Annotated in this window: 22 protein-coding genes; 9 read left to right on the top strand and 13 right to left on the bottom strand. The window is 62.9% G+C overall.

The window, feature by feature from the left end; all coding sequences use genetic code 11:
* Nucleotides 1-45 precede the first annotated feature (45 nt).
* Nucleotides 46-474, top strand: a complete 429-nt coding sequence (locus IB265_RS20835; RefSeq protein ID WP_057255032.1) for a Fur family transcriptional regulator — start codon at nucleotides 46-48, stop codon at nucleotides 472-474.
* 71 nt (nucleotides 475-545) lie between these two features.
* Here the strand turns inward: IB265_RS20835 and IB265_RS20830 are convergent, their stop codons facing one another.
* Both IB265_RS20830 and IB265_RS20825 read right to left on the bottom strand, forming a co-directional pair.
* Entirely contained in the window at nucleotides 546-1,457 is a 912-nt protein-coding gene (locus IB265_RS20830; protein ID WP_192495157.1) for a DMT family transporter, read from the bottom strand.
* Nucleotides 1,458-1,619: 162 nt separating this feature from the next.
* On the bottom strand, nucleotides 1,620-3,107 hold the full coding sequence (locus IB265_RS20825) for a nucleobase:cation symporter-2 family protein (RefSeq protein WP_057255034.1): 1,488 nt from the start codon (nucleotides 3,105-3,107) through the stop codon (nucleotides 1,620-1,622).
* Nucleotides 3,108-3,409: 302 nt separating this feature from the next.
* Here IB265_RS20825 and IB265_RS20820 point away from each other — a divergent pair, with 302 nt between their 5' ends.
* Nucleotides 3,410-3,865 (top strand): hypothetical protein, encoded by a 456-nt coding sequence (locus IB265_RS20820; protein WP_156414740.1) that lies wholly within the window; start codon nucleotides 3,410-3,412, stop codon nucleotides 3,863-3,865.
* A gap of 112 nt (nucleotides 3,866-3,977) precedes the next feature.
* On the opposite strand, the gene IB265_RS20815 is transcribed toward IB265_RS20820, so the two are convergent.
* From IB265_RS20815 to IB265_RS20780, 8 genes are all read right to left on the bottom strand, one after another.
* Nucleotides 3,978-5,699 carry an ABC transporter substrate-binding protein gene (locus IB265_RS20815; protein WP_057255036.1) on the bottom strand — a complete coding sequence of 574 codons (1,722 nt, stop codon included), beginning with the start codon at nucleotides 5,697-5,699 and terminating at the stop codon, nucleotides 3,978-3,980.
* A 79-nt stretch (nucleotides 5,700-5,778) separates the two neighbouring features.
* Complete coding sequence (locus IB265_RS20810; RefSeq protein ID WP_082616181.1) at nucleotides 5,779-6,201, bottom strand: DUF2160 domain-containing protein; 423 nt, start codon at nucleotides 6,199-6,201, stop codon at nucleotides 5,779-5,781.
* Nucleotides 6,201-7,019, bottom strand: a complete 819-nt coding sequence (locus tag IB265_RS20805; protein ID WP_057255037.1) for a carbohydrate ABC transporter permease — start codon at nucleotides 7,017-7,019, stop codon at nucleotides 6,201-6,203. Before IB265_RS20805 ends, IB265_RS20810 begins: the two co-directional genes overlap by 1 nt.
* A gap of 22 nt (nucleotides 7,020-7,041) precedes the next feature.
* Complete coding sequence (locus IB265_RS20800; protein ID WP_057255038.1) at nucleotides 7,042-7,908, bottom strand: carbohydrate ABC transporter permease; 867 nt, start codon at nucleotides 7,906-7,908, stop codon at nucleotides 7,042-7,044.
* Nucleotides 7,909-7,910: 2 nt separating this feature from the next.
* Complete coding sequence (locus IB265_RS20795) at nucleotides 7,911-8,981, bottom strand: ABC transporter ATP-binding protein (protein ID WP_057255039.1); 1,071 nt, start codon at nucleotides 8,979-8,981, stop codon at nucleotides 7,911-7,913.
* Between the two features lie 21 nt (nucleotides 8,982-9,002).
* Nucleotides 9,003-10,073: an ABC transporter ATP-binding protein gene (locus IB265_RS20790; protein ID WP_057255040.1), complete on the bottom strand. Its 1,071-nt coding sequence runs from the start codon at nucleotides 10,071-10,073 to the stop codon at nucleotides 9,003-9,005.
* Between the two features lie 139 nt (nucleotides 10,074-10,212).
* Complete coding sequence (gene glpD, locus IB265_RS20785; protein ID WP_057255041.1) at nucleotides 10,213-11,730, bottom strand: glycerol-3-phosphate dehydrogenase; 1,518 nt, start codon at nucleotides 11,728-11,730, stop codon at nucleotides 10,213-10,215.
* Between the two features lie 131 nt (nucleotides 11,731-11,861).
* The gene (locus tag IB265_RS20780; RefSeq protein ID WP_057255105.1) at nucleotides 11,862-12,626 is read right to left on the bottom strand and encodes a DeoR/GlpR family DNA-binding transcription regulator; all 765 of its coding nucleotides are present in this window, start codon (nucleotides 12,624-12,626) and stop codon (nucleotides 11,862-11,864) included.
* A 171-nt stretch (nucleotides 12,627-12,797) separates the two neighbouring features.
* On the opposite strand from IB265_RS20780, the gene IB265_RS20775 reads away from it, so the two are divergent.
* The 7 genes from IB265_RS20775 (at nucleotide 12,798) to IB265_RS20745 (ending at nucleotide 20,869) form a co-directional block, all read left to right on the top strand.
* A complete protein-coding gene (locus IB265_RS20775; RefSeq protein ID WP_057255042.1) occupies nucleotides 12,798-13,565 on the top strand; it encodes an SDR family NAD(P)-dependent oxidoreductase in 768 nt (255 codons plus the stop codon).
* Nucleotides 13,566-13,785: 220 nt separating this feature from the next.
* Nucleotides 13,786-14,682: a LysR family transcriptional regulator gene (locus IB265_RS20770; protein WP_057255043.1), complete on the top strand. Its 897-nt coding sequence runs from the start codon at nucleotides 13,786-13,788 to the stop codon at nucleotides 14,680-14,682.
* Between the two features lie 179 nt (nucleotides 14,683-14,861).
* Nucleotides 14,862-15,341: a formate dehydrogenase subunit gamma gene (locus IB265_RS20765; protein WP_057255044.1), complete on the top strand. Its 480-nt coding sequence runs from the start codon at nucleotides 14,862-14,864 to the stop codon at nucleotides 15,339-15,341.
* Entirely contained in the window at nucleotides 15,338-16,894 is a 1,557-nt protein-coding gene (locus IB265_RS20760; protein ID WP_057255045.1) for an NADH-quinone oxidoreductase subunit NuoF, read from the top strand. The genes IB265_RS20765 and IB265_RS20760 overlap by 4 nt, the downstream gene beginning before the upstream one ends.
* Nucleotides 16,895-16,905: 11 nt before the next feature.
* Nucleotides 16,906-19,785, top strand: coding sequence for a formate dehydrogenase subunit alpha (gene fdhF / locus IB265_RS20755; RefSeq protein ID WP_192495156.1), 2,880 nt, complete (start codon nucleotides 16,906-16,908; stop codon nucleotides 19,783-19,785).
* Between the two features lie 21 nt (nucleotides 19,786-19,806).
* A complete protein-coding gene (gene fdhD, locus IB265_RS20750) occupies nucleotides 19,807-20,646 on the top strand; it encodes a formate dehydrogenase accessory sulfurtransferase FdhD (protein ID WP_057255047.1) in 840 nt (279 codons plus the stop codon).
* Nucleotides 20,636-20,869, top strand: coding sequence for a formate dehydrogenase subunit delta (locus IB265_RS20745; protein ID WP_057255048.1), 234 nt, complete (start codon nucleotides 20,636-20,638; stop codon nucleotides 20,867-20,869). The genes fdhD and IB265_RS20745 overlap by 11 nt, the downstream gene beginning before the upstream one ends.
* Before the next feature lie 150 nt (nucleotides 20,870-21,019).
* Here the strand turns inward: IB265_RS20745 and IB265_RS20740 are convergent, their stop codons facing one another.
* The 3 genes from IB265_RS20740 to rocD form a co-directional block, all read right to left on the bottom strand.
* The gene (locus tag IB265_RS20740; protein WP_057255049.1) at nucleotides 21,020-22,804 is read right to left on the bottom strand and encodes a PAS domain-containing methyl-accepting chemotaxis protein; all 1,785 of its coding nucleotides are present in this window, start codon (nucleotides 22,802-22,804) and stop codon (nucleotides 21,020-21,022) included.
* Nucleotides 22,805-23,237: 433 nt separating this feature from the next.
* Complete coding sequence (locus tag IB265_RS20735; protein WP_057255050.1) at nucleotides 23,238-23,717, bottom strand: chemotaxis protein CheW; 480 nt, start codon at nucleotides 23,715-23,717, stop codon at nucleotides 23,238-23,240.
* A 340-nt stretch (nucleotides 23,718-24,057) separates the two neighbouring features.
* Nucleotides 24,058-25,263 (bottom strand): ornithine--oxo-acid transaminase, encoded by a 1,206-nt coding sequence (gene rocD, locus IB265_RS20730; RefSeq protein ID WP_057255051.1) that lies wholly within the window; start codon nucleotides 25,261-25,263, stop codon nucleotides 24,058-24,060.
* Nucleotides 25,264-25,278: the final 15 nt, after the last annotated feature.

Raw genomic sequence — 25,278 nt, 5'->3', positions numbered from 1 at the left:
AACTAGCTATTTTCAAAACCAATGCCCTTGGCTAGTGTAACGACCATGAAACAGAACAAGAATCGTGTCGAAGAGCTGGAAGGCGTTTTGCGGGATGGCGGCGTGCGCGTTACGCGCCAGCGCTCCGCAATCCTGAAGATTCTCGCCACCGCCGAAGACCATCCGGATGCAAACGAACTGCATCGCCGGGCGAAGGAAATCGACGCCACCGTCTCGCTTTCGACGGTCTACCGGACGCTGTCAGCGCTCGAGCAGCAGGGCGTCGTGCAGCGCCATGCCTTCGAAAGCGCGACGGCGCGTTTCGAGACCGCCGACGCCCCGCATCACGATCATCTGATCGATATCGACACGGGGGCTGTGATCGAGTTCCGTTCCGACAAGATCGAGCAACTGCAAGCGGAGATTGCCGCCGAGCTCGGCTACGATCTCGTGCGCCACCGGCTCGAGCTCTACTGCCGCAAGCGCAAGGACTGAGCGAAGCTCGTCAGAGTCGTTGCGCTCGTGATGTCGCGCAACGTCTCCTCTTGCTTTCAAATGAAAGAGTGTCAGCCGCGGCGCGCGACGGCGGAGGTGCGCCGCCGTGCCGGTATGGTCATGGCCGCAACGCCGATGATGACGCAGCCAAGGCCGATCCAGGCGGTGTCCGACAGCCGTTCGCCGAGGAAGAGCGCGCCGATGGCGACACCGACCGGCACGCGCAGATAGGCCTGGGCCGTGGCGCCGACCGAACCCAGCGTCTGGATCAGCCGGAAGTAGATGGCGAAGGCAAGTGCTGTCGAAAAGACTGCGAGGCCAAGGAGCGCAAGCAGCGAATCCATGGATGGAGCCAGCGTCCAGGGCCTGTCGACGATGAGGCTGGTGGGAATCAGCAGCACCGTGCCTGATATCAGCGAGCCGGCAGCGGGCATCATTGGATCCAGGCCCTTGAAGCTGCGTCCAAAGATGGCGGCACCGGCATAACAGACGGTGGCGAGCACCACGGCCAGCTGTGGCAGCAATTGCGCGCCGAGACCGCCGAAGGCCTCCATGCCGATGATCAGGCTGATGCCGGTCATGCCGGCAATCACGCCGACGAGCTTGCGGGCGGTTACCGCCTCGTGGCGGGTAATCAGGGCCGTCATCAGGAAGGCGAAGATCGGTGTCGTCGCGTTGAGGATCGAAGCGATGCCGGCATCGATCGTCTGTTCCGCCCAGGCAATCAGCGTGAAGGGCACGACGCTGTTGAGGCAAGCCTGGAACAGGAACCGCCGCCAGGTTGCGAGGTCGCGCGGCATCTTCAGGCCACGCCAACGGAGAACCGCGAGAAGCAGGGCGCCGGCGATCAAGGTACGGGCGGCAATCAGCGTGACCGGCGGAATGGTTTCAACGCCGATCTTGATGAAGGTGTAGGAAGCGCCCCAGAGCGTCGCAAGCGCAAGCAGCAGGAGGAGTTCAAGGGTGAGATTGGTCTTGGCCATGGCAGAGAACCTTCGTGTCGTCGTCGTTGTCCTTCCTCTAGCGCGATGGAGACGACAGATGCTTCGGTGGCGATCGAAGTATCGAGATCTCTCCGCGGACGTGAGACGACAAAGCCCCGACCCACCTTTCGGGGGGGGCGGGGCAGATGCTTTCGTTTATGCTCAGTGGCTGTCGGCGAGCTTGGCCGCGTCGACGGACGCGGATCTTTCGAAGCTCAAGCCATTGAAGAAGGCATTGAGCACCACGGCCGAGATCGAGGCGAGCACGATGCCGGACTCGATGATCGGGTGGATCGCATGCGGCAGCCACATCAGGTAGTTCGGCGCGATCAAAGGGATCAGGCCGAAGCCGACCGAGACGGCGACAACGAAGAGGTTGTTGCGCGACGACTTGAAGTCGACGGTCGACAGGATGCGCACGCCGGTGGCCGCCACCATGCCGAACATCACCAGGCCGGCGCCGCCGAGCACGAAGGTCGGCACCGCTTCCACCAGCGCGCCCATCTTCGGGATCAGTCCGAGCGCGATCATGATGGCGCCCCCCATCACGCAGACATAGCGGCTCTTTACGCCGGTGACGCCGACGAGACCGACATTCTGCGAGAAGCTCGTATAGGGGAAGGTGTTGAACAGGCCGCCGATCATCGTGCCGAGGCCATCGACCCGCAGCCCCGCCGTCAGTTGCTGCTGCGATACTTCGCGGTTGGTCATTTCGCCGAGCGCCAGGAACATGCCGGTCGATTCGATCATGACGACGATCATCACGAGCGACATGGTGGCGATCAGCACCGGATCGAAGATCGGCATGCCGAAGCGCAGCGGCGTGACCACGGCAAACCAGCCGGCGTCGGCCACCCGGTCGAAGTGCATCATGCCGAGTGCGGCGGCGAGGACGCAGCCGAGGACGACGCCGGTCAGCACCGCGATGTTGCTGATCAATCCGCGGCCGAAGCGTGCGATGACGAGGATGGACACAAGCACGAAGGCGGCAAGCGCGATGTGGCTCGGCTCCGCATAGAGCGGGTTCGGCACCGTGGCGCCGAGCACCAGACCATCAGGAATAGCAGGCCCGCCGCCGGCGGCGGCCGCGGCCTTCATCGCGGCCAGCCATTCGGCATGGGCTGGGTCGACCAGTTTCGGCGCCGTTGGGCCGAAAGGATTGCCGAAGATCCAGTTGACGCCCACCCGCATCAGCGAAACGCCGATGACGAGAATGATGGTGCCAGTGACGATCGGCGGGAAGAACTTGAGCAATCTGCCCATCAACGGCGCGATCAGCAGGGCGACGAGGCCGGCGCCGATGATGGCGCCGAAAATCATGCGCGCGCCCTCCTGGTCCGGGGTCATCGCCGCCATCGAAACCATCGGGCCGACGGACGCGAACGTAACGCCCATCATGACGGGAAGGCGGATGCCGAAGCTGCGACCGAGGCCGAGCGACTGGATGATGGTGACGATGCCGCAGACGAACAGATCGGCCGAGATCAGGAAGGCAACATCCTGGGGGCTGAGCTGCAATGCCCGGCCGACGATCAGCGGTACCGCGACGGCGCCGCCATACATGACAAGAACGTGCTGGATCCCAAGCGTGGCGAGCCTGCCCACAGGCAGCTTCTCGTCCACCGGGTGTATGCTGGAAACGTCGCTCATGGTTCCTCCTCCCATCACGTCGACCAGTCCGGTTCCCCCGTCCTCCAACAGGGGAGCGCAATTTTTCCGTGCCGAGGCAGAATGTCGCAAGTATTGCGAAAGCGAAAACACTTTCCGGAATCCGGGGGAAATCAGTCACGATGCCCTGGTGGCGGGAACGGTTGCCGCCAAGGTCGCGAGCCTTGACGAAAAGCTACAGGCGAGCCTGACGAGGCGGGAGACCATGCAACGTAGCCGCAATGCGAAGCAGCGATGGTCTCTTACGCCGGTGCTCCGGCGCTGTTCGTTTGGGATCATGGTCGATGGTATCTTGGAGATTGGCCTTCTGGCGTTTGCTCGCTGTGCTGTTCGCGCTCGCCTTCGCGCTTCCACCGGTTGCCGCGCGCGCCAACGGCGCCACCTTTCCGGGGCAGTGGCAGCAGGTGGCGTCAGGAACGGACGCGTGCGAGGCCTGCTGGGTCGAAATCAGGCGGAACGGTCCGGTCCTGAAGGTGACGGGCAAGGACGGATGGTTCGCGGTGGTCCATCTCGGACGCGCTGGAGGCGGCCATAGCGCCGAGGGGATCGGTCGCTGGAGCGAGGACGGGGACAGCCACTATCGCGGCCAGCCATTCGATATCCGGATCGCTATCGTCGACAAGCATCTCTACATGGACATGACCGTGCAGATGGACGACGGCTCGACGCACGCCGTCCGAGCGATCTTCGACAAGCGCCGGTCCGAGAAGTCCGGACGCCTTCGGCTGGCCCGGATGTAGGCACGGCCATGCCCCCTCAGGGATTGCCGGCAAAGAAATACCGGGGCCGTTGCCGACCCCGGTGCCGCATCTCCTGAAAGAAAAAGGCCGCCCGGTGGGGGCGGCCTTCTTGTTATTTCTGCCAGCTCTTGACCAGATCGTCGTAGTTGACGGTCTGCGGCTTTTCTTTCTCGTTCTCGACCTTCAGCTGCGGAGCGAGGTTGCCAGCCTTGACGGCTTCGGCGTTCCAGTACTCAAGGTCATGCTCTTCGGCGAGCTTCGGGCCGATGTCGCCCTGAACGCCCGAACGTTCGAGACGGGAGAGAACCTTCTCCTGCTCGGCGCACAGCGAGTCCATGGCTTCCTGAGCGGTCTTGGCACCCGAGGATGCGTCGCCGATCGCCTGCCACCACAGCTGAGCCAGCTTCGGATAGTCAGGAACGTTCGTGCCGGTCGGCGACCACTGCAGGCGGGCCGGCGAACGGTAGAACTCGATCAGACCGCCGAGCTTCGGAGCACGGTCCGTGAAGCTCTTGTGGTCAAGCGTCGACTGGCGGATGAAGGTGAGGCCGACATGGCTCTTCTTCACGTCGACGGTCTTCGAAGTCACGAACTGCGCATAGAGCCAGGCGGCCTTGGCGCGATCGTCAGGGGTGGACTTCAAGAGCGTCCAGGAACCGGCGTCCTGGTAGCCGAGCTTCATGCCGTCCTTCCAGTAGACGCCGTGCGGGCTCGGAGCGAAACGCCACTTCGGCGAGCCGTCCTCGTTGACGACGGGCAGGCCCGGCTTGACGAAGTCGGCGGTAAAGGCCGTGTAGGTGAACATCTGCTGGGCGATTTCGCCCTGCGACGGAACCGGACCGGATTCCGAGAAGGTCATGCCCTGGGCAGCAGCCGGTGCATAGGCCTTCATCCAGTCGAGGTACTTCTGGATGGAGTAGACGGCCGCCGGGCCGTTGGTGTCGCCGCCGCGGGCAACGCACGAGCCGACCGGACGCGAGTTCTCGTCGACCTTGATACCCCATTCGTCGACCGGCTTGCCGTTCGGGATGCCCTTGTCGCCGTTGCCGGCCATCGACAGCCAGGCGTCGGTGAACCGCCAGCCGAGCGACGGGTCCTTCTTGCCGTAGTCCATGTGGCCATAGACCTTCTTGCCGTCGACTTCGCGGCCGGTGAAGAACTCGGCGATGTCCTCATAGGCCGACCAGTTGACCGGAACGCCGAGGTCGTAGCCGTACTTCGCCTTGAAGTCCGCCTTGTTCTTCTCGTCGTTGAACCAGTCGTAGCGGAACCAGTAGAGGTTCGCGAACTGCTGGTCGGGCAGCTGGTAGAGCTTGCCATCCGGCGCGGTCGTGAAGGACTTGCCGATGAAGTCGTCGATGTCGAGGTTCGGGTTGGTGACGTCCTTGCCTTCATTGGCCATGAAGTCCGTCAGGCTGCGCGCCTGCTGGTAACGCCAATGGGTGCCGATCAGGTCAGAGTCGTTGATGTAGGCGTCGTAGACGTTTTCGCCCGACTGCATCTGCGTCTGCAGCTTTTCGACGACGTCGCCTTCGCCGATCAGGTCGTGGGTGATCTTGATGCCGGTGATGTCGGCGAAGGCCTTGGCCAGCGTCTTCGATTCGTATTCATGGGTGGTGATCGTTTCGGAAACGACCTTGATTTCCATGCCGGCGAAGGGCTTGGCCGCATCGACGAACCACTGCATTTCGGCTTCCTGGGCCGCGCGGTCGAGCGAGGACATGTCGCCGATTTCGGTATCGAGGAACTTCTTTGCCTCGTCCATGCCGGCAAAAGCGGTGCCGGTGAAAGCCAGCAGCATAGCCGCCGTCGTAGTCAAAAGATGCCGTCGCATAATTCCCTCCCTTAGGTTTGCGAATGCGGTTCTTTAGCTTTTGAGGGGCCGCTCCCGCGGCCCCTCAAATCGGCTCGCCTCAGACATAGCGGAAGACGCCGACGGCATAGACCAGCGAGAGCGCGAGCGCCCACCACAGGTTCTGCCCGCCGACGAAACCGAGCCATGCGAGGTGAATGAAGGCGCTTCCGAGCAGCGACACGAAGAGGCGATCGCCCCGTGTCGTCTCGAAGCGCAGGATGCCGACGCGCGGGTTTCCCCCCGGCGCGGCATATTCCCAGACCGCCATCATCGACAGCAGCGCGAAGATGGTGAGGAAGAACATGGCCGACGGAAACGACCAGGCCATCCAGCCACCGGCGACCAGCGGCGCGAACCAGTCGCGCGCACCGTCCTTGATCGGCAGCATGCTCATGAGCAGCCCGGCGGCGGCGGCATAGACGATCAGAACGGCGGCGAAGGGCAGTTGCCAACGGGCCTTGCGAATGGGTTGAGCGGTCATCATACCCTCCCCAGGGCAAAGCCCTTGGCGATGTAGTTGCGGACGAAATAGATCACCAGCGCGCCCGGAATGATGGTGAGCACGCCGGCAGCGGCCAGCACGCCCCAGTCGAGGCCGGAAGCGGAAACGGTGCGGGTCATGGTGGCGGCGATCGGCTTGGCGTCCGTGGTCGTCAGCGTGCGGGCTAGCAGCAGTTCGACCCAGGAGAACATGAAGCAGAAGAAGGCGGCGACACCGATGCCCGAGGCGATCAGCGGCATGAAGATCTTCACGAAGAAGCGTGGGAACGAATAGCCGTCGATATACGCGGTTTCGTCGATTTCCTTCGGCACGCCCGACATGAAGCCTTCGAGGATCCAGACGGCGAGCGGCACGTTGAACAGGCAGTGGGCAAGTGCCACGGCGATGTGCGTGTCGATCAGGCCGAAGGCCGAATAGAGCTGGAAGAACGGCAGGGCGAAAACGGCCGGCGGCGCCATGCGGTTGGTCAAGAGCCAGAAGAACAGGTGCTTGTCGCCGAGGAAGCGGTAGCGCGAGAAGGCGTAGGCCGCCGGCAGCGCTGCCGATACCGAGATCACCGTGTTCATCACGACGTAGATGATCGAGTTGATGTAGCCGTTGTACCAGGATGGATCGGTGAAGATCACCTGATAGTTCCTGAGCGTCGGGTTCACCGGCCAGAGCGAGAAGGTGCTGAGGATCTCGCTCGTTTCCTTGAAGCTCATGTTGACGAGCCAATAGATCGGCAGGAGCAGGAAGACGATGTAGATCGTCGGCACCAGCCAGGAAAGGCGTTCGGTAAGCGGTTGTGTTTGCATGTTGGTTCTCCTCCCGCCTTTATCAGCCTTGCGCGTCGCTCGTGGTCATCACGGTGTAGAAGATCCACGAGAGCAGCAGGATGATGAGGAAGTAGATGATCGATAGCGCTGCCGCCGGACCGAGGTCGAACTGGCCAATGGCCGTCTTGACGAGGTCGATCGACAGGAAGGTGGTGGAGTTGCCGGGGCCGCCGCCGGTAACGACGAAGGGCTCGGTGTAGATCATGAAGCTATCCATGAAGCGCAGCAGGAAGGCGATCAGGAGCACACGCTTCATCTTCGGCAGCTGGATGTAGCGGAACACCGACCAGCGCGAGGCGCCGTCGATCTTGGCCGCCTGGTAATAGGCGTCCGGGATCGAGACGAGGCCGGCATAGCACAAGAGCACGACGAGGCTCGTCCAGTGCCAGACGTCCATGACGATCAGCGTCACCCAGGCAGCGACCGGGTTCTGCACGTAGTTGTAGTTGATGCCCATGCCTTCGAGCGTGCGGCCGAGCAGGCCGATATCGACGCGGCCGAAGACCTGCCAGATGGTGCCGACGACGTTCCACGGGATCAAGAGCGGCAGCGCCATCAGCACGAGGCAGACCGGGACGCCGAGACCCTTCTTCGGCATGTTGAGGGCGATGATGATGCCGAGCGGGATTTCGATGGCCAGAATGATCGCCGAGAAGATCAGGTTGCGGGTGAGCGCGTCCCAGAAGCGGTCGGAGGTCAGCACCTGCACGTACCAGTCGGTGCCGGCCCAGAAGAACGCGTTGTTGCCGAAGGTGTCCTGGACCGAATAGTTGACGACGGTCATCAGCGGGATGACGGCCGAGAAGGCGACCAGCACGAGAACCGGCAGCACCATGAACCAGGCCTTGTTGTTCCAGGTTTTTTCCATGGTCAGGCCTCCTCGCCGACGCGCCAGGAATCGGCGTAGATGTTGATGGCTTTCTGATCGAAGCGGACGCGCGGATCGGCGGGGATCTCGCCATCCTCGTCGACGATGATCGAGATCGGCTGATCGGCGAAGCGGGCACGCACGATCTTGTGGCGGCCGATGTCCTCTACCTTGGTGATCGCCACGGGCATGCCTTCGCGGCCGAGCGAGACGAATTCCGGGCGGATGCCGAGCTCGGTCTTGGCGCCGGCCTTGAACTTGGGCAGGAAGTTCAACGCCACGTGTTCGCCGCCGACCGTCGCGGTGTTGCCGTCGAGCTTGACCGGAAGCACGTTCATGCCCGGCGAACCGATGAAGTAGCCGACGAACGTGTGGCGCGGGCGCTCGAAGAGTTCGGCCGGGGTACCGATCTGAACGATCTGGCCGTCATACATGACGACGACCTTGTCGGCGAAAGTGAGCGCCTCGGTCTGGTCGTGGGTGACATAGACCATGGTGAAGCCGAACTGCTTGTGCAGCCGCTTGATCTGTGAGCGCAGCACCCACTTCATTTCCGGATCGATGACCGTCAGCGGCTCGTCGAACAGGATGGCGCTGACGTCGTTGCGCACGAGGCCGCGGCCAAGCGAGATCTTCTGCTTCTGGTCGGCGGTCAGCCCGCGGGCGGTCTTCTTCGCCCAGCCGCCGAGACCGATCATTTCGATCGTCTCCTTGACGCGGCGGTCAACCTCGGCTTCCGGCACATGCCGGTTGCGCAAGGGGAAGGCCAGATTGTCGTAGACCGTCATCGTGTCGTAGATCACCGGGAACTGAAACACCTGGGCGATGTTGCGTTCCTGGGTCGAGAGATGCGTCACGTCCTTGCCGTCGAAGAGGATGTGCCCTTCCGACGGGTTGATCAGGCCGGAGATGATGTTGAGCAGCGTGGTCTTGCCACAGCCGGAAGGGCCGAGCAGCGCATAGGCGCCGCCGTCGTTCCATTCGTGATGCACTTCCTTCAGCGCGTAGTCGTTTTCAGACTTCGGCTTGGCGCCATAGGCGTGGCGGATATGTTCGAGATCGATGCGTGCCATGTTTTCCTCCCAGCGCCCCCTTTAGGCCGCGCCGCCGATGGCGCGTCCATCAGGCCCGAAGGCCATGAGATGACGGGTGTCGACGAAGACCTCGAGGGTCGCGTCGGGTTCGATGTCGTGAATGCCTGGCGCGAGCATGACCCAGCGCGCATTGGCAAATCCGACGTGAATGAAGCTTTCCGAGCCTGCGATCTCGGAGATCGCGGTCTTGACGGTGAGTGCGTCGCCGCTGCCTTGCGGACGGTCGAACGAAATATGGTGCGGCTGGAAGCCGACGGTGCAGGGACCGTCGGCAATGCCAGCCAGATGCGAAGGCACCGCGAGCACAGATTTGCCCTCAAGCGTGAAGGCCGAACCTGATTTGACGAGTTCGATGCAGTTCAGCGGCGGATCGGCGAAGGTGCGGGCGGTGATGAGGTCGACTGGACGACGATAGACGTCGATGGTCTTGCCGAACTGGGTGATGCGGCCCTGGCTGAGGGCTGCCGTATTGCCGCCAAGCAACAACGCTTCCGAAGGCTCTGTCGTCGCATAGACGAAGATGGCACCGGAGGCGGAAAAGATCTTCGGCAGTTCCTCGCGCAGTTCCTCGCGCAGCTTGTAGTCGAGGTTGGCGAGTGGTTCGTCGAGCAGCACGAGATCGGCGTTCTTGACGATGGCGCGCGCCAGCGCCGTGCGCTGCTGCTGGCCACCCGAGAGATTGAGCGGCGTGCGGTCGAGATAGGGCGTCAGCTTCAGGAGATCGGCGGCCTTGCGCACTTCGCGGTCGATCGTCGCGGTGTCGGCGCCGCTGATGCGCATCGGCGAGGCGATGTTCTCATAGACGGTCATCGCCGGGTAGTTGATGAACTGCTGGTAGACCATGGCGACCGAGCGCTTTTGCACCGGCAGGCCCGTCACATCGATGCCGTCGAAGATCAGCGAACCGGAAGCCGGCTTGTCGAGACCGGCCATCAGCCGCATCAGCGACGTCTTGCCGGACAGGGTCGGGCCGAGCAGTACATTGAGCGACCCCCTCTCCAGCACCAGGTCGGTCGGGTAGATATGCGTCTCCCCGCCCACGACCTTGGATATCTTCTTCATTTCAAGCATTGAATTCTCCACCCAGCCTGTCGGCAGTCCTGAGCGTTTCCAAGCCGGCGTGGAAACGCTCCATCTCGTCGTTTTTCGCATTTCCGGACCCAGAACCGCAGCGCGCTTTGGCTGGAAATGCTTCGGAATGCGAGGATCCTCACGCGGCTGCGTCGGCCGCGCCTCGCATGTATTCCTCCAGTGCCGCCGCCTCGCCGGGCGTCAGCTTCAATCCCAGTTTCGTGCGGCGCCACAGCACGTCCTCAGCGCGCCGTGCCCATTCCTTGGCGATCAGCCACTTGACTTCCGCCTCGTAGAGATCGGCGCCGAAGCGGCGGCCGAGCGCCGCCTCGTTCGAGGCCGAACCCAGGAGGGTGGCTGCCTGCGTGCCGTAGAGGCGCACAAGGCGACGGGCATGCACAGGCGCAAGGAAGGGGTATTGCTTTTGCAGTCTTGCGACTTCGTCGGCATAACCCTGGGCGGGGAATTCTCCGCCCGGCAGCTTTGATCCTGCGGTCCATTTCGAACCCTTGACGCCGATCGCCTCGCCGATCTTTTCGAGCGCGGATTCACCGAGGCGGCGGTAGGTCGTGAGCTTGCCGCCGAAGACGTTGAGCAGCGGTGCCGCACCCTTGTCGCCCTCGACGCGCAGCACGTAGTCGCGGGTTGCTTCCTGCGCCTTGCTGGCGCCGTCATCATAGAGCGGGCGCACGGCCGAATAAGTCCAGACGATATCGTCCTTCGTCACCGGTTCCAGAAAATATTCGCTCGCCGCGCTGCAGAGATAGTCGACCTCGGCATCGCTGATGCGCACATCCGCCGGGTTGCCGGTGTAGTCGCGATCGGTGGTGCCGATCAGCGTGAAGTCTTCCTCGTAAGGGATGGCGAACATGATGCGGCCATCCGGGTTCTGGAAGAAATAGGCACGCGGATCGTCGAACTTCTTCTTCACGACGATGTGGCTGCCCTGGACGAGGCGGACATTGTGGACGTCGTTCTTGCCGAGCGCGCCCGAAAGCACCGCATCGACCCAGGGGCCGGCCGCATTGATGAGCATGCGCGCCTGCAGGGTCTTGCGTTCGCCGGTTGCCTGATTTTCGGTCTCGACGGTCCAGAGCCCGCCGTTACGCCGTGCCGAGACGACGCGGGTTCGGGCCATGATCACGGCGCCGCGATCGGCAGCATCGCGGGCATTGAGCACAACCAGGCGGGCGTCATTGACCCAGCCGTCGGAATATTCGAACGCCTTGTTGAACAGCCGCTTCAGCGGCTTGCCGGCCGGATCGCGGTTCATGTCCAGCGTCGCCGTCGCCGGCAACAGCTTGCGGCCGCCGATGTGATCGTAAAGGAAGAGGCCGAGGCGGATGAGCCAGGCCGGGCGCAGGCCGCCCTTATGATAGGGCAACACGAAGCGCATCGGCCAGATGACGTGCGGCGCCATTGCCCAGAGCACTTCACGCTCCATCAGCGCTTCGCGCACGAGGCGGAACTCGTAATGCTCGAGATAGCGCAGGCCGCCATGAATGAGCTTGGTGGAGCCGGAAGAGGTGCCGGAGGCGAAATCGTTCATTTCGGCCAAGGCGACCGAGTATCCGCGGCCGACCGCGTCGCGCGCGATGCCGCATCCGTTGATGCCGCCGCCGATGACGAAGACGTCGTAGATTGCCTGCTCTGACACTGCTGTTTCCCCTCCACTTTTCGCGATGCACAAATTGATGCATGAGCGAAAGTGAAATCAGTTAAAACGAAAACATACCGAATGTCAAACGAATGCGCCCCGAATCTTTAGGGGTGTCTAAACCTCCCGATTCAGACGTCGGTTTCGATCAGCCGAACATCCTGTTCGGCACAGATTTTCCTGACATTTTCAAGCGTACAGCGATCGGTGATGAAGGTCTGGACCTGGGAGATATGGCCGATGCGCACCGGCGCGGTTCTTTCGAACTTGGTGGAGTCGGAAACGAGGATGACATGGCGTGCATTGGCGATGATCGCCTGGGCGACTTTCACTTCTCGGAAATCGAAATCGAGTAGCGCGCCGTCATGGTCGATCGCCGAGGCGCCGATGACCGCGAAATCGACTTTGAACTGCTTGATGAAGTCGACGGCGGCCTCGCCGACGATACCGCCGTCGGAGCCACGCACGACGCCGCCGGTGATCACCACCTCGATCGAGGGGAACACTCGCAAGCGGTTGGCGACGTTGATGTTGTTGGTGATGACCATCAATTCCTTGTGGTCGAGCAGCGCTTCACCCACGGCCTCGGTCGTCGTGCCGATATTGATGAACAGCGAGGCGTTGTCGGGGATGAGTTCGGCGGCCGCCTTGCCGATCGCCTGCTTCTCCGGTGCTGCGATCTGGCGGCGGGCATCGTATTTGACGTTTTCCTTGCCGCTCGGGAAGATGGCGCCGCCATGAATGCGGTTCAAAACCTTGGCGTCGCAGAGGTCGTTCAGGTCCTTTCGGATGGTTTGCGGCGTAACGGAAAAGCGCTGCGCCAGTTCCTCCACGAGCACCCGGCCCTCGCTCTTTGCCAGCTCCAGGATCTCCGCCTGCCGACCTGTCAGGTACATTCCGTCCTCCCCATTTTCGTTTTGTTTCATAATATGCAAAAACGAAAGCCATGCAATTTCAGATTCGGCGGTTTCGATGAAATCGCTTTCGCTGCGAGCGAAAGGATCAGTGCGCGTTGCATTCGTTTCGCCGATGGGCGACTCTGCTTGAGGAATGAAGAGGGGAAGGACATGTTTCATCCGGCGTTGTTCAAGGGCATGACCGTTGTGGTCACCGGTGCCGGGCGCGGCATCGGGCTGGAGGTTGCCCGGCAGTTTCTGGATTGCGGCGCGCATGTGCTCGTCCATGCCGGCCGGTCGATCGGCGATCTGCCCGATTTTCTCGAATCGGCGGCGACGGAAGGCCGGGCGCATGTCGTCACCGCGGATTTTCTGGCGCCCGGCGGCGTCGAGGGGCTGGCCGAGGTGGTCAGAGGCCAGTTCGATAGCGTCGATATCCTCATCAACAATGCCGGCACCATGGTCGGTCGCTTTCCCGCGGCGGAGCTGACCGACGAGCAGTACCAGACCGTCGTGCAGCTCAACCAGACCGCAGTCGTCGAGATGACGCGGGCGATGCTGCCGCTTCTGCGCAAGGGCACGCACCCGGCGATCGTCAACACCGTATCGATTTCGGCCCTGACTGGGGGCAGCGCCGGCTCTTCGATCTATTCGGCCAGCAAGGCCTTCGTCGCCACCTATTCGAAGGCGTTGGCGCGCGAGCTCGCGCCCGAGGACATCCGGGTCAACTGCGTTTCGCCGGGCACGATCACCACCGACTTCCACGAGCGCTATTCGTCGCCGGAAAAACTGGAGGCGACCCGCAAGACCATCCCGCTCGGCCGGCTCGGGACGGCGGAAGATTGCGCGCCGGCCTATCTGTTCCTCGCTTCGCACGCGCTGTCGGGCTACATCACCGGGCAGGTGTTGGAGGTCAATGGCGGGCAATTGATTGCTTGAACATGTGTTTGCGTCGGCGTTCGCCCCTCATCCGCCTGCCGGCACCTTCTCCCCGCGCGCAGGGAGAAGGGACAGCGCTGCGCCGTATTCGTTCTGCCTTGACTGCAAGCGGGCTTGTCTCGCCGGGCACGTCCCCTCTCCCCGCGAGCGGGGAGAGGGTTAGGGTGAGGGGCAAGCCAGTCCAGTAGCGTGGCAGAATCAAGAACTCCAAAGGCATGACATGATCGACAAGCTGGAAATGTTCCTCGTTCTCGCACGCGAAAGACACTTCGGTCGCGCGGCGGAGGAGTGTGGCGTAGCGCAACCGACCTTGTCGGCCGCCATCCGCCAGCTCGAGGATCAGCTTGGCGTGATGCTCGTCAGCCGCGGGTCGCGCTTCCAGGGACTGACGCCGGAGGGGCAGCGCGTGCTCGAATGGGCGCGCCGTATCGTCGGCGATGCCCGCACCATGCGCGAGGAGATGCGGGCGGCGCGCAAGGGCCTTTCCGGCCATATCCGCCTGGCCGCGGTGCCGACGACGCTGGCGATGGTGCCGATGATTACCGCGCCATTCCAGGAGAAACATCCTGATGTCACCTTCTCGGTGCTGTCGACCACGTCGCTGCAGATTCTGGCGCTGCTCGAAAATCTCGAGATCGATGCAGGTCTCACCTATCTGGAGAACGAGCCGCTCGGCCGGGTAACCAGCGTTCCGCTGCAAGTCGAGCGCTATCACCTCGTCACCGCCGCCGGAACGCCGCTTTCAGAGCGGGAAAGCGTGACGTGGAAAGAGGTTAGCGACGTTCGGCTTTGTCTATTGACGGCCGACATGCAGAACCGCCGCATCGTCAACCAGCATTTTGCCGAGGCAGGCGTGGTCGCCAGGCCGACGCTCGAATCGAACTCGATGATCGTGCTTTTTTCGCATGTGCGGACCGGGCGCTGGGCCAGCATCATGCCGTTCAACGTCGCGAAATCATTCGGTTTTCATGAGGATATCCGGATGATCCCGATCGTCGAGCCGGATGCCCGTCACACGGTCGGCCTGGTTGCGACCCATCGTGAGCCGTTTACGCCGCTTGTCTCGGCTCTGTTGCACGAGGCGCGTATCCTGGGTGAGCGAAACCAGGTTCAATAGATTATTTCTATCGATCGACGGAACAGCCTTATTGACCCATCGGGCCATAAGCGCGAAGCTTTTTTGATCATGGCCGGAGACCGCCGAGGATCGGCCTTCGCCAGGTATTGAAATGTCGGCTGGACCGGTCGCCCGTTTGCGGGTGTCGCCGTCTAGCCCATGAGCCGGGAGGGCTCCCGTTGAACATCCATCAGCCGCGCGCCGACATCGCGGAAACCACCCTTGCCATCGTCGAGGAGCTCAAAGGGCTCGAAGGTCCGCTGTTGCCGATCCTGCACGAGCTTCAGGAAGAGTTCGGTTATGTGCCGCAGGAGTGCCTTCCGGTGATTGCGCGCGAGCTCAACCTGTCGCGCGCCGAAGTCTACGGTGTGATGACGTTTTACCATGACTTCCGCGAGCATCCGGCCGGACGCCATGTGCTGAAGCTCTGTCGCGCCGAGGCCTGCCAGTCGATGGGCGGTGATCAGCTCGCCGAGCGCGCCAAGCGGCTGCTCGGCATCGATTTCCATGAGACGACGCCGGATGGCGCGGTGACGCTGGAGCCGGTCTACTGTCTCGGGCTCTGTTCCTGCGCACCCTCGGCCATGCTTGACGGAGAGGTGCATGCCCGGGTCGATGCCGCCGATCTCGAGGCGCTCGTTCAGGAGGCGCGGCGATGACGGTGAAAATCTATATCCCGCGTGACGCCGCCGCCGTGGCGCTCGGTGCCGAGAAGGTCGCCAAGGCCGTGGCCGAGACGATCGCGGCCCGCGGTCTCGAGGCGACAATCATACGCAATGGCTCACGCGGAATGCACTGGCTGGAGCCGCTGGTCGAAGTGGAAACCGCTGAAGGTCGCGTCGCCTACGGTCCGGTCAAGGCACGCGATGTCGGTTCACTGCTTGATGCCGGGCTGCTCGATGGCGGCGACCACGCGCTCTGTCTCGGGAAGACCGAGGAGATCCCCTTCCTCAAGCAGCAGACGCGACTGACATTTGCGCGCTGCGGCATCACCGATCCCCTGTCGCTCGACGACTACCAGGCCCATGGCGGCCTTGCCGGTCTGCGCAACGCCATCGCCATGGCGCCGGAGGCGATCGTCGCGCAGGTGACCGAGAGCGGCCTTCGCGGCCGCGGCGGCGCCGGTTTCCCGACAGGCATCAAGTGGAAGACGGTTCTCGAGGCCGCGGGGACACGCAAATACATCGTTTGCAATGCCGACGAGGGCGACAGCGGCACCTTTGCCGACCGGATGATCATGGAGGGTGATCCCTTCGTGCTGATCGAGGGCATGGCGATCGCAGGCATCGCGACCGGCGCCACCAAGGGCTTCATTTATACCCGCTCCGAATATCCCCATGCGATCGCGGCGATGGCTGAGGCGATCGAGATCGCGCGCAAGGCCGGCGTGCTCGGCGCTTCGGTGCTCGGCTCCGGCAAGGCCTTCGACATGGAGGTGCGCACCGGCGCCGGCGCCTATGTCTGCGGCGAGGAAACGGCGCTGCTCAACAGCCTCGAAGGCAAGCGTGGCATCGTTCGCGCCAAGCCGCCGCTCCCGGCCCACAAGGGCCTCTTCGACTGTCCGACCGTGATCAACAACGTGATCTCGCTCGCCTCCGTCCCTGTTATCATGGACAAGGGGGCTACCTTCTATCGCGACTTCGGCATGGGCCGCTCGCGCGGTACGATCCCGATCCAGATCGCCGGCAACGTCAAGCATGCCGGCCTGTTCGAAACCGCCTTCGGCCTCGCGCTCGGTGAGATCATCGATCACATCGGCGGCGGTACGGCGAGTGGCCGGCCGGTGAAGGCCGTGCAGGTGGGCGGCCCGCTCGGCGCCTATTTCCCTCGCGCTCTGTTCGACACGCCGTTCGACTATGAGGCCTTTGCCGCGCGCGACGGCCTCATCGGCCATGCCGGCATCGTCGTTTTCGACGATACCGTCGACATGCTGCACCAGGCGCGTTTCGCCATGGAGTTCTGCGCCGTCGAGAGCTGCGGCAAGTGCACGCCCTGCCGCATCGGTTCGACGCGCGGCGTCGAGGTGGCGGACAAGATCGCCGCCGGCATCGAGCCGGAGAAAAACCGCGAACTGCTCGCCGATCTCTGCAACACGATGAAGTTCGGTTCGCTCTGCGCGCTTGGCGGGTTCACGCCCTATCCCGTCATGAGCGCCATGACCCATTTCCCGGATGACTTTCAGCCGGCACCGCGCGTTGAAGCGGCGGAGTGAGGAGGAAGACCATGTCTCTCATACATGAAATCGACTACGGCACTCCCGCTTCCAAGTCCGAAAAACTGGTGACGCTGACGATCGACGGGTGCGAAGTCACGGTACCTGAGGGAACCTCGATCATGCGCGCGGCGATGGATGCTGGCATCGAGGTGCCGAAGCTCTGCGCCTCCGACATGATGGATGCCTTCGGCTCCTGCCGGCTCTGTCTCGTCGAGATCAAGGGACGCGCCGGCATGCCGGCCTCGTGCACGACGCCGGTGGCGGCGGGTATCGAAGTCTCCACCCAGACGCCGCGGCTGAAGGACGTGCGCCGGGGGGTGATGGAGCTTTACATCTCCGACCACCCGCTCGACTGTCTGACCTGCGCGGCCAATGGCGATTGCGAGCTGCAGGACATGGCCGGCGCCGTCGGCCTGCGCGACGTGCGCTACGGGTATGAGGGCGAGAACCACGTCACGGCCCGCAACAATGGCGAAATCAATGCCAAGTGGCTGCCGAAGGACGAGTCCAATCCATACTTCACCTATGATCCGGCCAAGTGCATCGTCTGCTCGCGCTGCGTGCGGGCCTGCGAGGAAGTGCAGGGCACCTTCGCGCTAACGATCGGCGGTCGGGGTTTCGACAGTCGCGTTTCGGCCGGCATGGCGGAAGACTTCATGTCGTCCGAATGCGTCTCCTGCGGCGCCTGCGTGCAGGCCTGCCCGACGGCGACGCTCACAGAGAAATCGGTCATCGAGATCGGCCAGCCGGAACATTCCGTCGTCACCACCTGCGCCTATTGCGGCGTCGGCTGCTCGTTCAAGGCGGAAATGCGCGGCGAGGAGCTGGTGCGCATGGTGCCGTGGAAGGATGGCCAGGCCAACCGCGGCCATTCCTGCGTCAAGGGTCGCTTTGCCTATGGCTATTCCAACCACAAGGACCGCATCCTCAACCCGATGATCCGCGAGAAGATCTCCGATCCCTGGCGCGAGGTCACCTGGGAGGAGGCCTATGCGCATGTGGCCTCCGAGTTCCGGCGGATCCAGTATCAGTACGGCCGTGATTCCGTCGGCGGCATCACCTCGTCGCGCTGCACCAATGAAGAGACCTATCTGGTGCAGAAGCTGGTGCGTGCCGGCTTCGGCAACAACAATGTCGATACCTGCGCCCGCGTCTGCCACTCGCCGACCGGCTACGGACTCGGCCAGGCTTTCGGCACATCGGCCGGCACGCAGAATTTCGATTCGGTCGAGTTCACTGACGTTGCCGTCATCATCGGCGCCAACCCGACGGACGGCCATCCGGTCTTCGCGTCACGACTGAAGAAGCGGCTGCGCGAGGGCGCCAAACTGATCGTCATCGATCCCAGGCGCACCGACATCGTGCGCTCGCCGCATATCGAAGCCTCCTATCACCTGCCGCTGCAGCCAGGCACCAATGTCGCGATCCTGACGTCGATGGCGCATGTGATCGTCACCGAAGGCCTCGCCGACGAGAAATTCATCCGCGAGCGCTGCGACTGGTCGGAATACGAGGACTGGGCGGCTTTCGTCGCCGAGCCCTATCACAGCCCGGAAGCGACCGAAGCCTATACCGGCGTGCCGGCCGAACTCGTGCGCGGTGCAGCAAGGCTCTATGCCACCGGCGGCAATGGCGCGATCTACTATGGTCTTGGCGTCACCGAGCACAGCCAGGGCTCAACGACGGTCATGGCGATCGCCAACCTCTCGATGGTCACCGGCAATATCGGTCGGCCGGGCGTCGGCGTGAACCCTTTGCGCGGTCAGAACAACGTGCAGGGCTCCTGCGACATGGGCTCGTTCCCGCACGAGCTGCCGGGTTACCGCCATATCTCCGACGACGCGACGCGCGAGACGTTCGAGAAACTCTGGGGCGTCGAGATTTCCAACGAGCCTGGCCTGCGCATCCCGAACATGCTCGATGCCGCGGTCGATGGCACCTTCAAGGGCATCTACATTCAGGGTGAAGACATCCTGCAGTCCGACCCGGATACCAAGCATGTGGCCGCCGGGCTTGCCGCGATGGAGTGCGTCGTCGTGCACGACCTCTTCCTCAACGAGACGGCGAATTACGCCCACGTCTTCCTGCCGGGTTCGACATTCCTGGAAAAGGACGGCACCTTCACCAATGCCGAGCGCCGCATCAACCGGGTGCGCAAGGTGATGACGCCGAAAAACGGCTATCCCGACTGGGAGGTCACGCAGAAGCTTGCCCAGGCCATGGGCCTCAACTGGAACTATCGTCATCCGTCCGAGATCATGGACGAGATCGCTGCCACGACGCCGAGCTTCGCGCTCGTCTCCTACGACTATCTCGACAAGTTGGGCTCGGTGCAGTGGCCATGTAACGAGAAGCATCCCGAGGGCTCGCCGATCATGCATGTCGACGGCTTCGTGCGTGGCAAGGGCAAGTTCATCCGCACCGAATATGTCGCGACCGACGAACGCACAGGCCCGCGCTTCCCGCTGCTTTTGACCACCGGCCGTATCCTCAGCCAGTACAATGTCGGCGCCCAGACGCGGCGCACCGACAACGTTGTCTGGCACGCGGAAGATCGACTGGAGATCCACCCGCACGACGCAGAGCAGCGTGGCATTCGCGACGGCGACTGGATCAGGCTTGCCAGCCGCGCCGGCGAAACGACCCTGCGTTCGCTGATCACCGATCGCGTGTCGCCGGGCGTCGTCTACACCACCTTCCACCACCCGACGACGCAGGCAAACGTCATCACCACCGACTTCTCCGACTGGGCGACGAACTGCCCGGAATACAAGGTGACGGCGGTGCAGGTGATGCCCTCGAACGGGCCTTCGGATTGGCAGGTGGACTATGACGAGCAGGCCCGCCAGTCGCGCCGGATTTCCGGCAAGCTGGAGGCGGCGGAATGATGTTTTGCGCCGCGACCGACCATGGCGACGTTTAGGACATCCGAGACCGTTCCCGAGGCTGCCCGCCGCGGCGGCGTGCTTCGGGACGGCTCGCGCACCGTGCCGGAGGAGACGCCGGTCGCCTTCAGCTATGGCGGCTCGACCCATGCAGTGATGATGGCGACGCCTGGCGATCTCGAAGACTTCGCCGTCGGCTTCAGCCTGACCGAAGGCATCATCACGGATCCCGGCCAGATCGAAACGGTCGAGATCGTCGCCGAGACGGTGGCCGGCAATCTCGGCATCGACCTGCAGATTGTGCTTGAGGACGAAGAGAACGACATGCTCCGCCAGCGTCGCCGGCACATGGCGGGTCCGGTCGGGTGTGGGCTTTGCGGCATCGAATCGATCGAGCAGGCGGTGCGGCCGACGCCTGATGTTTCCGGGTCGAAGTTGACGCTGTCGCAGGAGGATGTCGTCTCGGCCGTGGCACTGCTCAACGGCCAGCAGCCGCTGCATTTCGAGACGCGCGCCGTGCACGGTGCCGCCTTCTATGTGCCTGGACGCGGCCTGATCGCAGTCCGAGAGGATGTCGGCCGCCACAATGCGCTCGACAAGCTGGTGGGTGCTGCGGCGCGCGCCGGCTTTAGGGGTAGCGAGGGCGCCGTCGTCGTTACCAGCCGCGTTTCCGTCGAGATGGTGCAGAAGACGGCGGTCGTCGGCAGCCCCGTGATCATCGCCATTTCGGCGCCGACGGCGCTGGCCATCCGTACGGCCGAGGCTGCGGGCATGACGCTGATTGCGCTGGTGCGCGGCGACGAATTCGAGATATTCACCCATACCGAACGCATCAAGTCCGGAGCTGTCGCCGATGTCGCATGACAACACCAACGCCAAGCTGATCTACATGGCGAACCAGATCGCCACCTTCTTCAAGAGCCAGCCGCAGAACGAGGCGGCCCAGGGCGTTGCCACTCATATCAACAAATATTGGGAACCACGCATGCGGCGGAAATTGTTCGAGCACATCGACAATGGCGGCGAGGGGCTGACGCCGCTGGTGCTGGAAGCGGCGGCGAAGATCAAGCGTCCGGAAGCCGCCTAGCTAGCCTGCGCTCATCATCGACCGCAGGTTCTCCGCTCTCCGCGGACGGGGCGTTTTCCAAGCAATTGCCGTGTCTGAAAAGATTGAAGGGAAGGCGGCTACCGGTAGCCGCCTTCCCCATTCCCGAGCGCGGGGTGCAGGGATGTGCGCTCAGAAATTCTGCCAGCCATCCGCGGCCGGTGCCGCAGCAAGGCTTGTTCGTTGGCCGCTGCGCATGGCGCGGGCGGTTGCGTGGAGCCGGGTCGGTTGCGCGCGGTCGTCAAAGTGGCGGTTCGCGTCGATGATCTGGGCTTGCTCGCCGTAGCGGAACTGTCGGAGCAGTTCGTGCAGGGCGTCTGCCTCGCGGGCCATGGCGTGGCTTGCGGCCGTGCTTTCCTCGACCATCGCTGCATTTTTCTGGGTCGCCTGGTCCATCGAGTTGACCGCCTGGTTGATCTCCTTGAGGCCGGTCGACTGTTCGCGGGCGGCCTCGACGATCGCCGAGACGTTGGCGTTGATCTCCTGGACCTGGGAAAGGATCTCTTCGAGCGCAGCACCCGTCTGGCCGACCAGCGACACGCCGTTCTTGACATGTTCGGTGGAGGTGCCGATCAGCGCCTTGATATCCTTGGCCGCACTTGCGGAGCGTTGCGCCAGTTCGCGCACTTCCTGGGCGACGACGGCGAAGCCCTTGCCGGCTTCACCGGCGCGTGCCGCCTCGACGCCGGCGTTGAGCGCCAGCAGGTTCGTCTGGAAGGCGATGTCGTCGATGACGCCGATGATGTTGGAGATTTCGCGTGACGACTGTTCGATCTGGCCCATCGCGCCGATGGCGCTCTTGACCACATTGCCGGAGCGTTCGGCGCCGGCCTTGGTCTTGGCCACCAGTCCGCCCGCCTCTTCGGCCCGGCGGCTGGAGTCGGCAACCGTCGTGGTGATCTCGTCGAGCGCGGCTGCGGTTTCCTCGACGGAGGCCGCCTGCTGTTCCGTGCGCTTCGACAGGTCGTCGGCCGCTGAGCGGATTTCCCGGGCGCCGGAGGCAATCGCGCTGGCATTGTCGCCGACGGTGCGCATCGCCTCGCGCAGCTTGGCGGTCGCCCCGTTGAAGTCGGTCCGCACCGCTTCCATGCTGGGCACGAAGGGCGTGTCGAGGTTGCGGGTCAGGTCGCCCTCGGCGAGCGCCCTCAGGCCGGCGCCGAGGCTATTGATCGCGCTCATGCGCTCGCTGACGTCGGTCGCGAACTTGACGACCTTGTAGACCTTGCCGCTGAAGTCGCGGATCGGGTTGTAGGCCGCCTGGATCCAGATCTCCTTGCCGCCCTTGCCGTAGCGCACGAACTCGTTGGAGAAGAATTCGCCGGCGGCGAGACGTTTCCAGAAGTCGGCATATTCGGCGGTGCGGGCGTAATTCGGTTCGCAGAACATGCTGTGATGCTTGCCCTGGATTTCCGAGAGGCTGTAGCCGAGTGCGGCGCAGAAATTCTCGTTGGCCGTCAGGATTTCGCCTGTCGGTGTGAACTCGATGACCGCCTGCGAACGGGAGATCGCGTCGAGCTTGCCGGCATCCTCGGTTGCCCGCGCCTTGGCGGCGGTGATGTCGGTTGCGAACTTCACCACCTTGTACGGCTTGCCGCCGCGGAACACAGGATTGTAGGTCGCCTGGATCCAGATTTCGCGGCCGCCCTTGGCGATGCGCTTGTAGGCATTGGCGTCGAACTCGCCGCGCCCGAGGCGGGCCCAGAAGTCGCGGTATTCCTGCGTCTGGGTGTAGTCGGCCGGGCAGAACATGCGATGGTGCTGGCCGACGATTTCCGAAAGGCCGTAGCCGAGCGCCTGGCAGAAGTTCTCATTGGCGGTCAGGATCTTGCCGGTCAGGTCGAACTGAATGATGGCCTGCGACTTCGAAAGCGCGGCGACGATCTGGCGCGCATCTGCAATTTTACCGAGAGCGAACATTGTAACCCTCTGATCTCGTTTGTTGGCTCAAGCCGGGGCTTCGTGCCTTCTTTGACAGGGTTTGCGGGGCCAAAGCGGCGCAACTCCCGGACTAAGACAAATACCGGCCTGCCGAAAATTGTCTGGTCGTCCTACGCCGGCCCACCGGGTCAGCGGCTTCGTGCTTCGTGAGGGGAGTTCGAACTACCGGGCTTCATGCCCAAGGCGCCGTGTTTCTACAATCTAGGTTAGTAACAGGACTATTAAGCAGGTGTTAAAATAGCAACTATCAAATTTCAGTTGTAAAAACTCGTATATCCAATTTTAGTTGAATTAGTTAATCCTGCTTTTCTAATCTACTGCCGTGCAATCTGGGTCTGCCGTCAATAAGAAAGGCCGCCCCACGGCACGTAGGGCGGCCTTCATGTCGTTCGTCTGCTACCTCAGGGTTACCTCAGGCGGCCAGTTCTTCGACTTCACGTTCCTTGAACATTCGCGCCAGGTTGAGGAAGCAGATCATGCCGTTCTCGTTGGCGATGATGCCTTCGGCAAAGCTCTTGTCGAAGGACGCTGTCACTTCCGGCACCGGCTGCACCTGGCTGCCCTGAACAGTGAGGATGTCGGAGACGCGATCGACGACGAGGCCGATCACCATGTTGTGCACTTCGGCGACGACGATGGCGCTGCGTTCGTTGGCCGTCGTCGATTTCATGCCGAGCTTGTGGGCAAGATCGATGATCGGGATCACTGTGCCGCGCAGGTTCATGACACCGATCACTTCCGGCGGCGAATGGGGAATGGGGGTGGAGGGCGCCCAGCCGCGGATTTCGCGGATCGTCGTCGTCTTGACGCAGAATTCCTGATCGTGGAGGCGGAACGCAATGATCTCCAGCGTCTCGCCGTCAAACCCGGCCGTCCTGAGTGTGCTTGTCATCGAAGGTCCTTCCAGCTTTCCGGTCGACGCCCATGGCGCGACACCGCCAAACTCGAGATATCTCCGCATGGCTGCCGGCGCATGGGAGCGCGGCGATGGTCCGTTGGGGAGAGATCCTTACAGTCCGCCGATCACATCCGGCGGGGCGCAGCTGCATCATGCGCGGAAGAACCGCCTTGCGCTTTGGGAAGGGACTATAGGCCGGGATTCGTTAAGACTTGCTTTTGCAAGTGCTTAGAGCAGTTCCAGGAAAAGTGTGAAACGGTTTTCCGTCCGGAATTGCGTCGCTTCAATTGATGATCCGCCCTGAGCCTGGCTCGGGGCGGATCGGATCTTGGGGTCAGGCGGAGGCGAGAACCTTTGCGAACTGTTCCACGGCCCAGTCGACCTGTTCAGCGTTGATCACTAGCGGCGGCGCAATGCGGATCGTGTCGCCATGGGTGTCCTTAGCAAGGATACCCAGCTGCTTCAGTGCTTCGCAGTGCTTGCGGGCGCCACCGGCTTCCGGCACCAGCTCGACCGCCAGCATCAGGCCGCGACCGCGAACTTCCTTGATGATGTTGGAGCGGATGTCGGTGAGGCCCTTCTGGAAGCGCTCGCCCATGCGGGCTGAGTTCTCGATCATGCCTTCTTCCGTCAGCGCCTTCAGCGCCGCCCGGGCGATGGCACAGGCGAGCGGGTTGCCGCCGAAGGTCGAACCGTGCTGGCCCGGCTTCAGAACACCCAATACTTCGGAGTTCGAAAGCACGGCGGAGACCGGGTAGAAGCCGCCAGAGAGCGCCTTGCCGATCAGCGTCACGTCGGCTTCGATGGCTTCGTGCTCTTCGGCGAGCAGCTTGCCGGTGCGGCCAAGGCCGGTCTGGATTTCGTCGAGGATCAGCGTGATGCCATGCTTGGTGCAGAGCTCGCGAACGGTCGTGAAATAGCCAACCGGCGGAACGATAACGCCCGCTTCGCCCTGGATCGGCTCGACGAGGAAGGCGACGGTGTTCTCGTTGATCGCAGCGCGGAAGGCGTCGATGTCGCCGAAGGGCACGACCTTGAAGCCCGGTGCGAAAGGACCGAAGCCGGTGCGGGCATCCGGGTCGGTGGAGAAGCCGACGATGCCCATGGTGCGGCCATGGAAGTTGTTGGAGCAGACGATGATCTCGGCCTGGTTCTCGGCCACGCCCTTGACCTCGTAACCCCACTTACGCACCGCCTTGACGGCGGTTTCGACGGCTTCGGCGCCGGAGTTCATCGGCAGCACCTTGTGCGAGCCGGTGAGGGCTGCGATCTCTTCATAGAAATGCGCGAGCTGGTCGTTGCGGAAGGCGCGGGAGGTGAGCGTCAGCTTCTGCGCCTGCTCCATCATCGCCTTCAGGATCTTCGGATGGCAGTGGCCCTGGTTGACGGCCGAATAGGCCGAGAGGCAATCGAGGTAGCGATTGCCCTCCATGTCCCAGACATAGACGCCTTCGCCGCGCGAGAGCACCACGTCGAGCGGTTTGTAGTTATGCGCGCCAAGCCGGTATTCGGTTTCGATCAGGGCTGCCGTCGTATTCATACATTGTCCTCCGTT

The sequence above is a fragment of the Ensifer sp. ENS10 genome, from assembly GCF_014852025.1.
Taxonomy (GTDB): domain Bacteria; phylum Pseudomonadota; class Alphaproteobacteria; order Rhizobiales; family Rhizobiaceae; genus Ensifer.
This window is presented reverse-complemented; position numbering and strand designations above follow the sequence as displayed.

Coding starts and splice junctions, on each gene's coding strand:
- IB265_RS20735 (WP_057255050.1), bottom strand. CDS start 23,717: ATGACAAGCACACTCAGGACGGCCGGGTTTGACGGCGAGACGCTGGAG.
- IB265_RS20800 (WP_057255038.1), bottom strand. CDS start 7,908: ATGGAAAAAACCTGGAACAACAAGGCCTGGTTCATGGTGCTGCCGGTT.
- IB265_RS20795 (WP_057255039.1), bottom strand. CDS start 8,981: ATGGCACGCATCGATCTCGAACATATCCGCCACGCCTATGGCGCCAAG.
- IB265_RS20815 (WP_057255036.1), bottom strand. CDS start 5,699: ATGCGACGGCATCTTTTGACTACGACGGCGGCTATGCTGCTGGCTTTC.
- IB265_RS20740 (WP_057255049.1), bottom strand. CDS start 22,804: ATGTTCGCTCTCGGTAAAATTGCAGATGCGCGCCAGATCGTCGCCGCG.
- fdhF (WP_192495156.1), top strand. CDS start 16,906: ATGTCTCTCATACATGAAATCGACTACGGCACTCCCGCTTCCAAGTCC.
- IB265_RS20820 (WP_156414740.1), top strand. CDS start 3,410: ATGGTATCTTGGAGATTGGCCTTCTGGCGTTTGCTCGCTGTGCTGTTC.
- rocD (WP_057255051.1), bottom strand. CDS start 25,263: ATGAATACGACGGCAGCCCTGATCGAAACCGAATACCGGCTTGGCGCG.
- IB265_RS20825 (WP_057255034.1), bottom strand. CDS start 3,107: ATGAGCGACGTTTCCAGCATACACCCGGTGGACGAGAAGCTGCCTGTG.
- IB265_RS20810 (WP_082616181.1), bottom strand. CDS start 6,201: ATGACCGCTCAACCCATTCGCAAGGCCCGTTGGCAACTGCCCTTCGCC.
- IB265_RS20835 (WP_057255032.1), top strand. CDS start 46: ATGAAACAGAACAAGAATCGTGTCGAAGAGCTGGAAGGCGTTTTGCGG.
- IB265_RS20805 (WP_057255037.1), bottom strand. CDS start 7,019: ATGCAAACACAACCGCTTACCGAACGCCTTTCCTGGCTGGTGCCGACG.
- IB265_RS20780 (WP_057255105.1), bottom strand. CDS start 12,626: ATGTACCTGACAGGTCGGCAGGCGGAGATCCTGGAGCTGGCAAAGAGC.
- IB265_RS20760 (WP_057255045.1), top strand. CDS start 15,338: ATGACGGTGAAAATCTATATCCCGCGTGACGCCGCCGCCGTGGCGCTC.
- IB265_RS20790 (WP_057255040.1), bottom strand. CDS start 10,073: ATGCTTGAAATGAAGAAGATATCCAAGGTCGTGGGCGGGGAGACGCAT.
- IB265_RS20830 (WP_192495157.1), bottom strand. CDS start 1,457: ATGGCCAAGACCAATCTCACCCTTGAACTCCTCCTGCTGCTTGCGCTT.
- IB265_RS20745 (WP_057255048.1), top strand. CDS start 20,636: ATGTCGCATGACAACACCAACGCCAAGCTGATCTACATGGCGAACCAG.
- IB265_RS20775 (WP_057255042.1), top strand. CDS start 12,798: ATGTTTCATCCGGCGTTGTTCAAGGGCATGACCGTTGTGGTCACCGGT.
- IB265_RS20770 (WP_057255043.1), top strand. CDS start 13,786: ATGATCGACAAGCTGGAAATGTTCCTCGTTCTCGCACGCGAAAGACAC.
- fdhD (WP_057255047.1), top strand. CDS start 19,807: ATGGCGACGTTTAGGACATCCGAGACCGTTCCCGAGGCTGCCCGCCGC.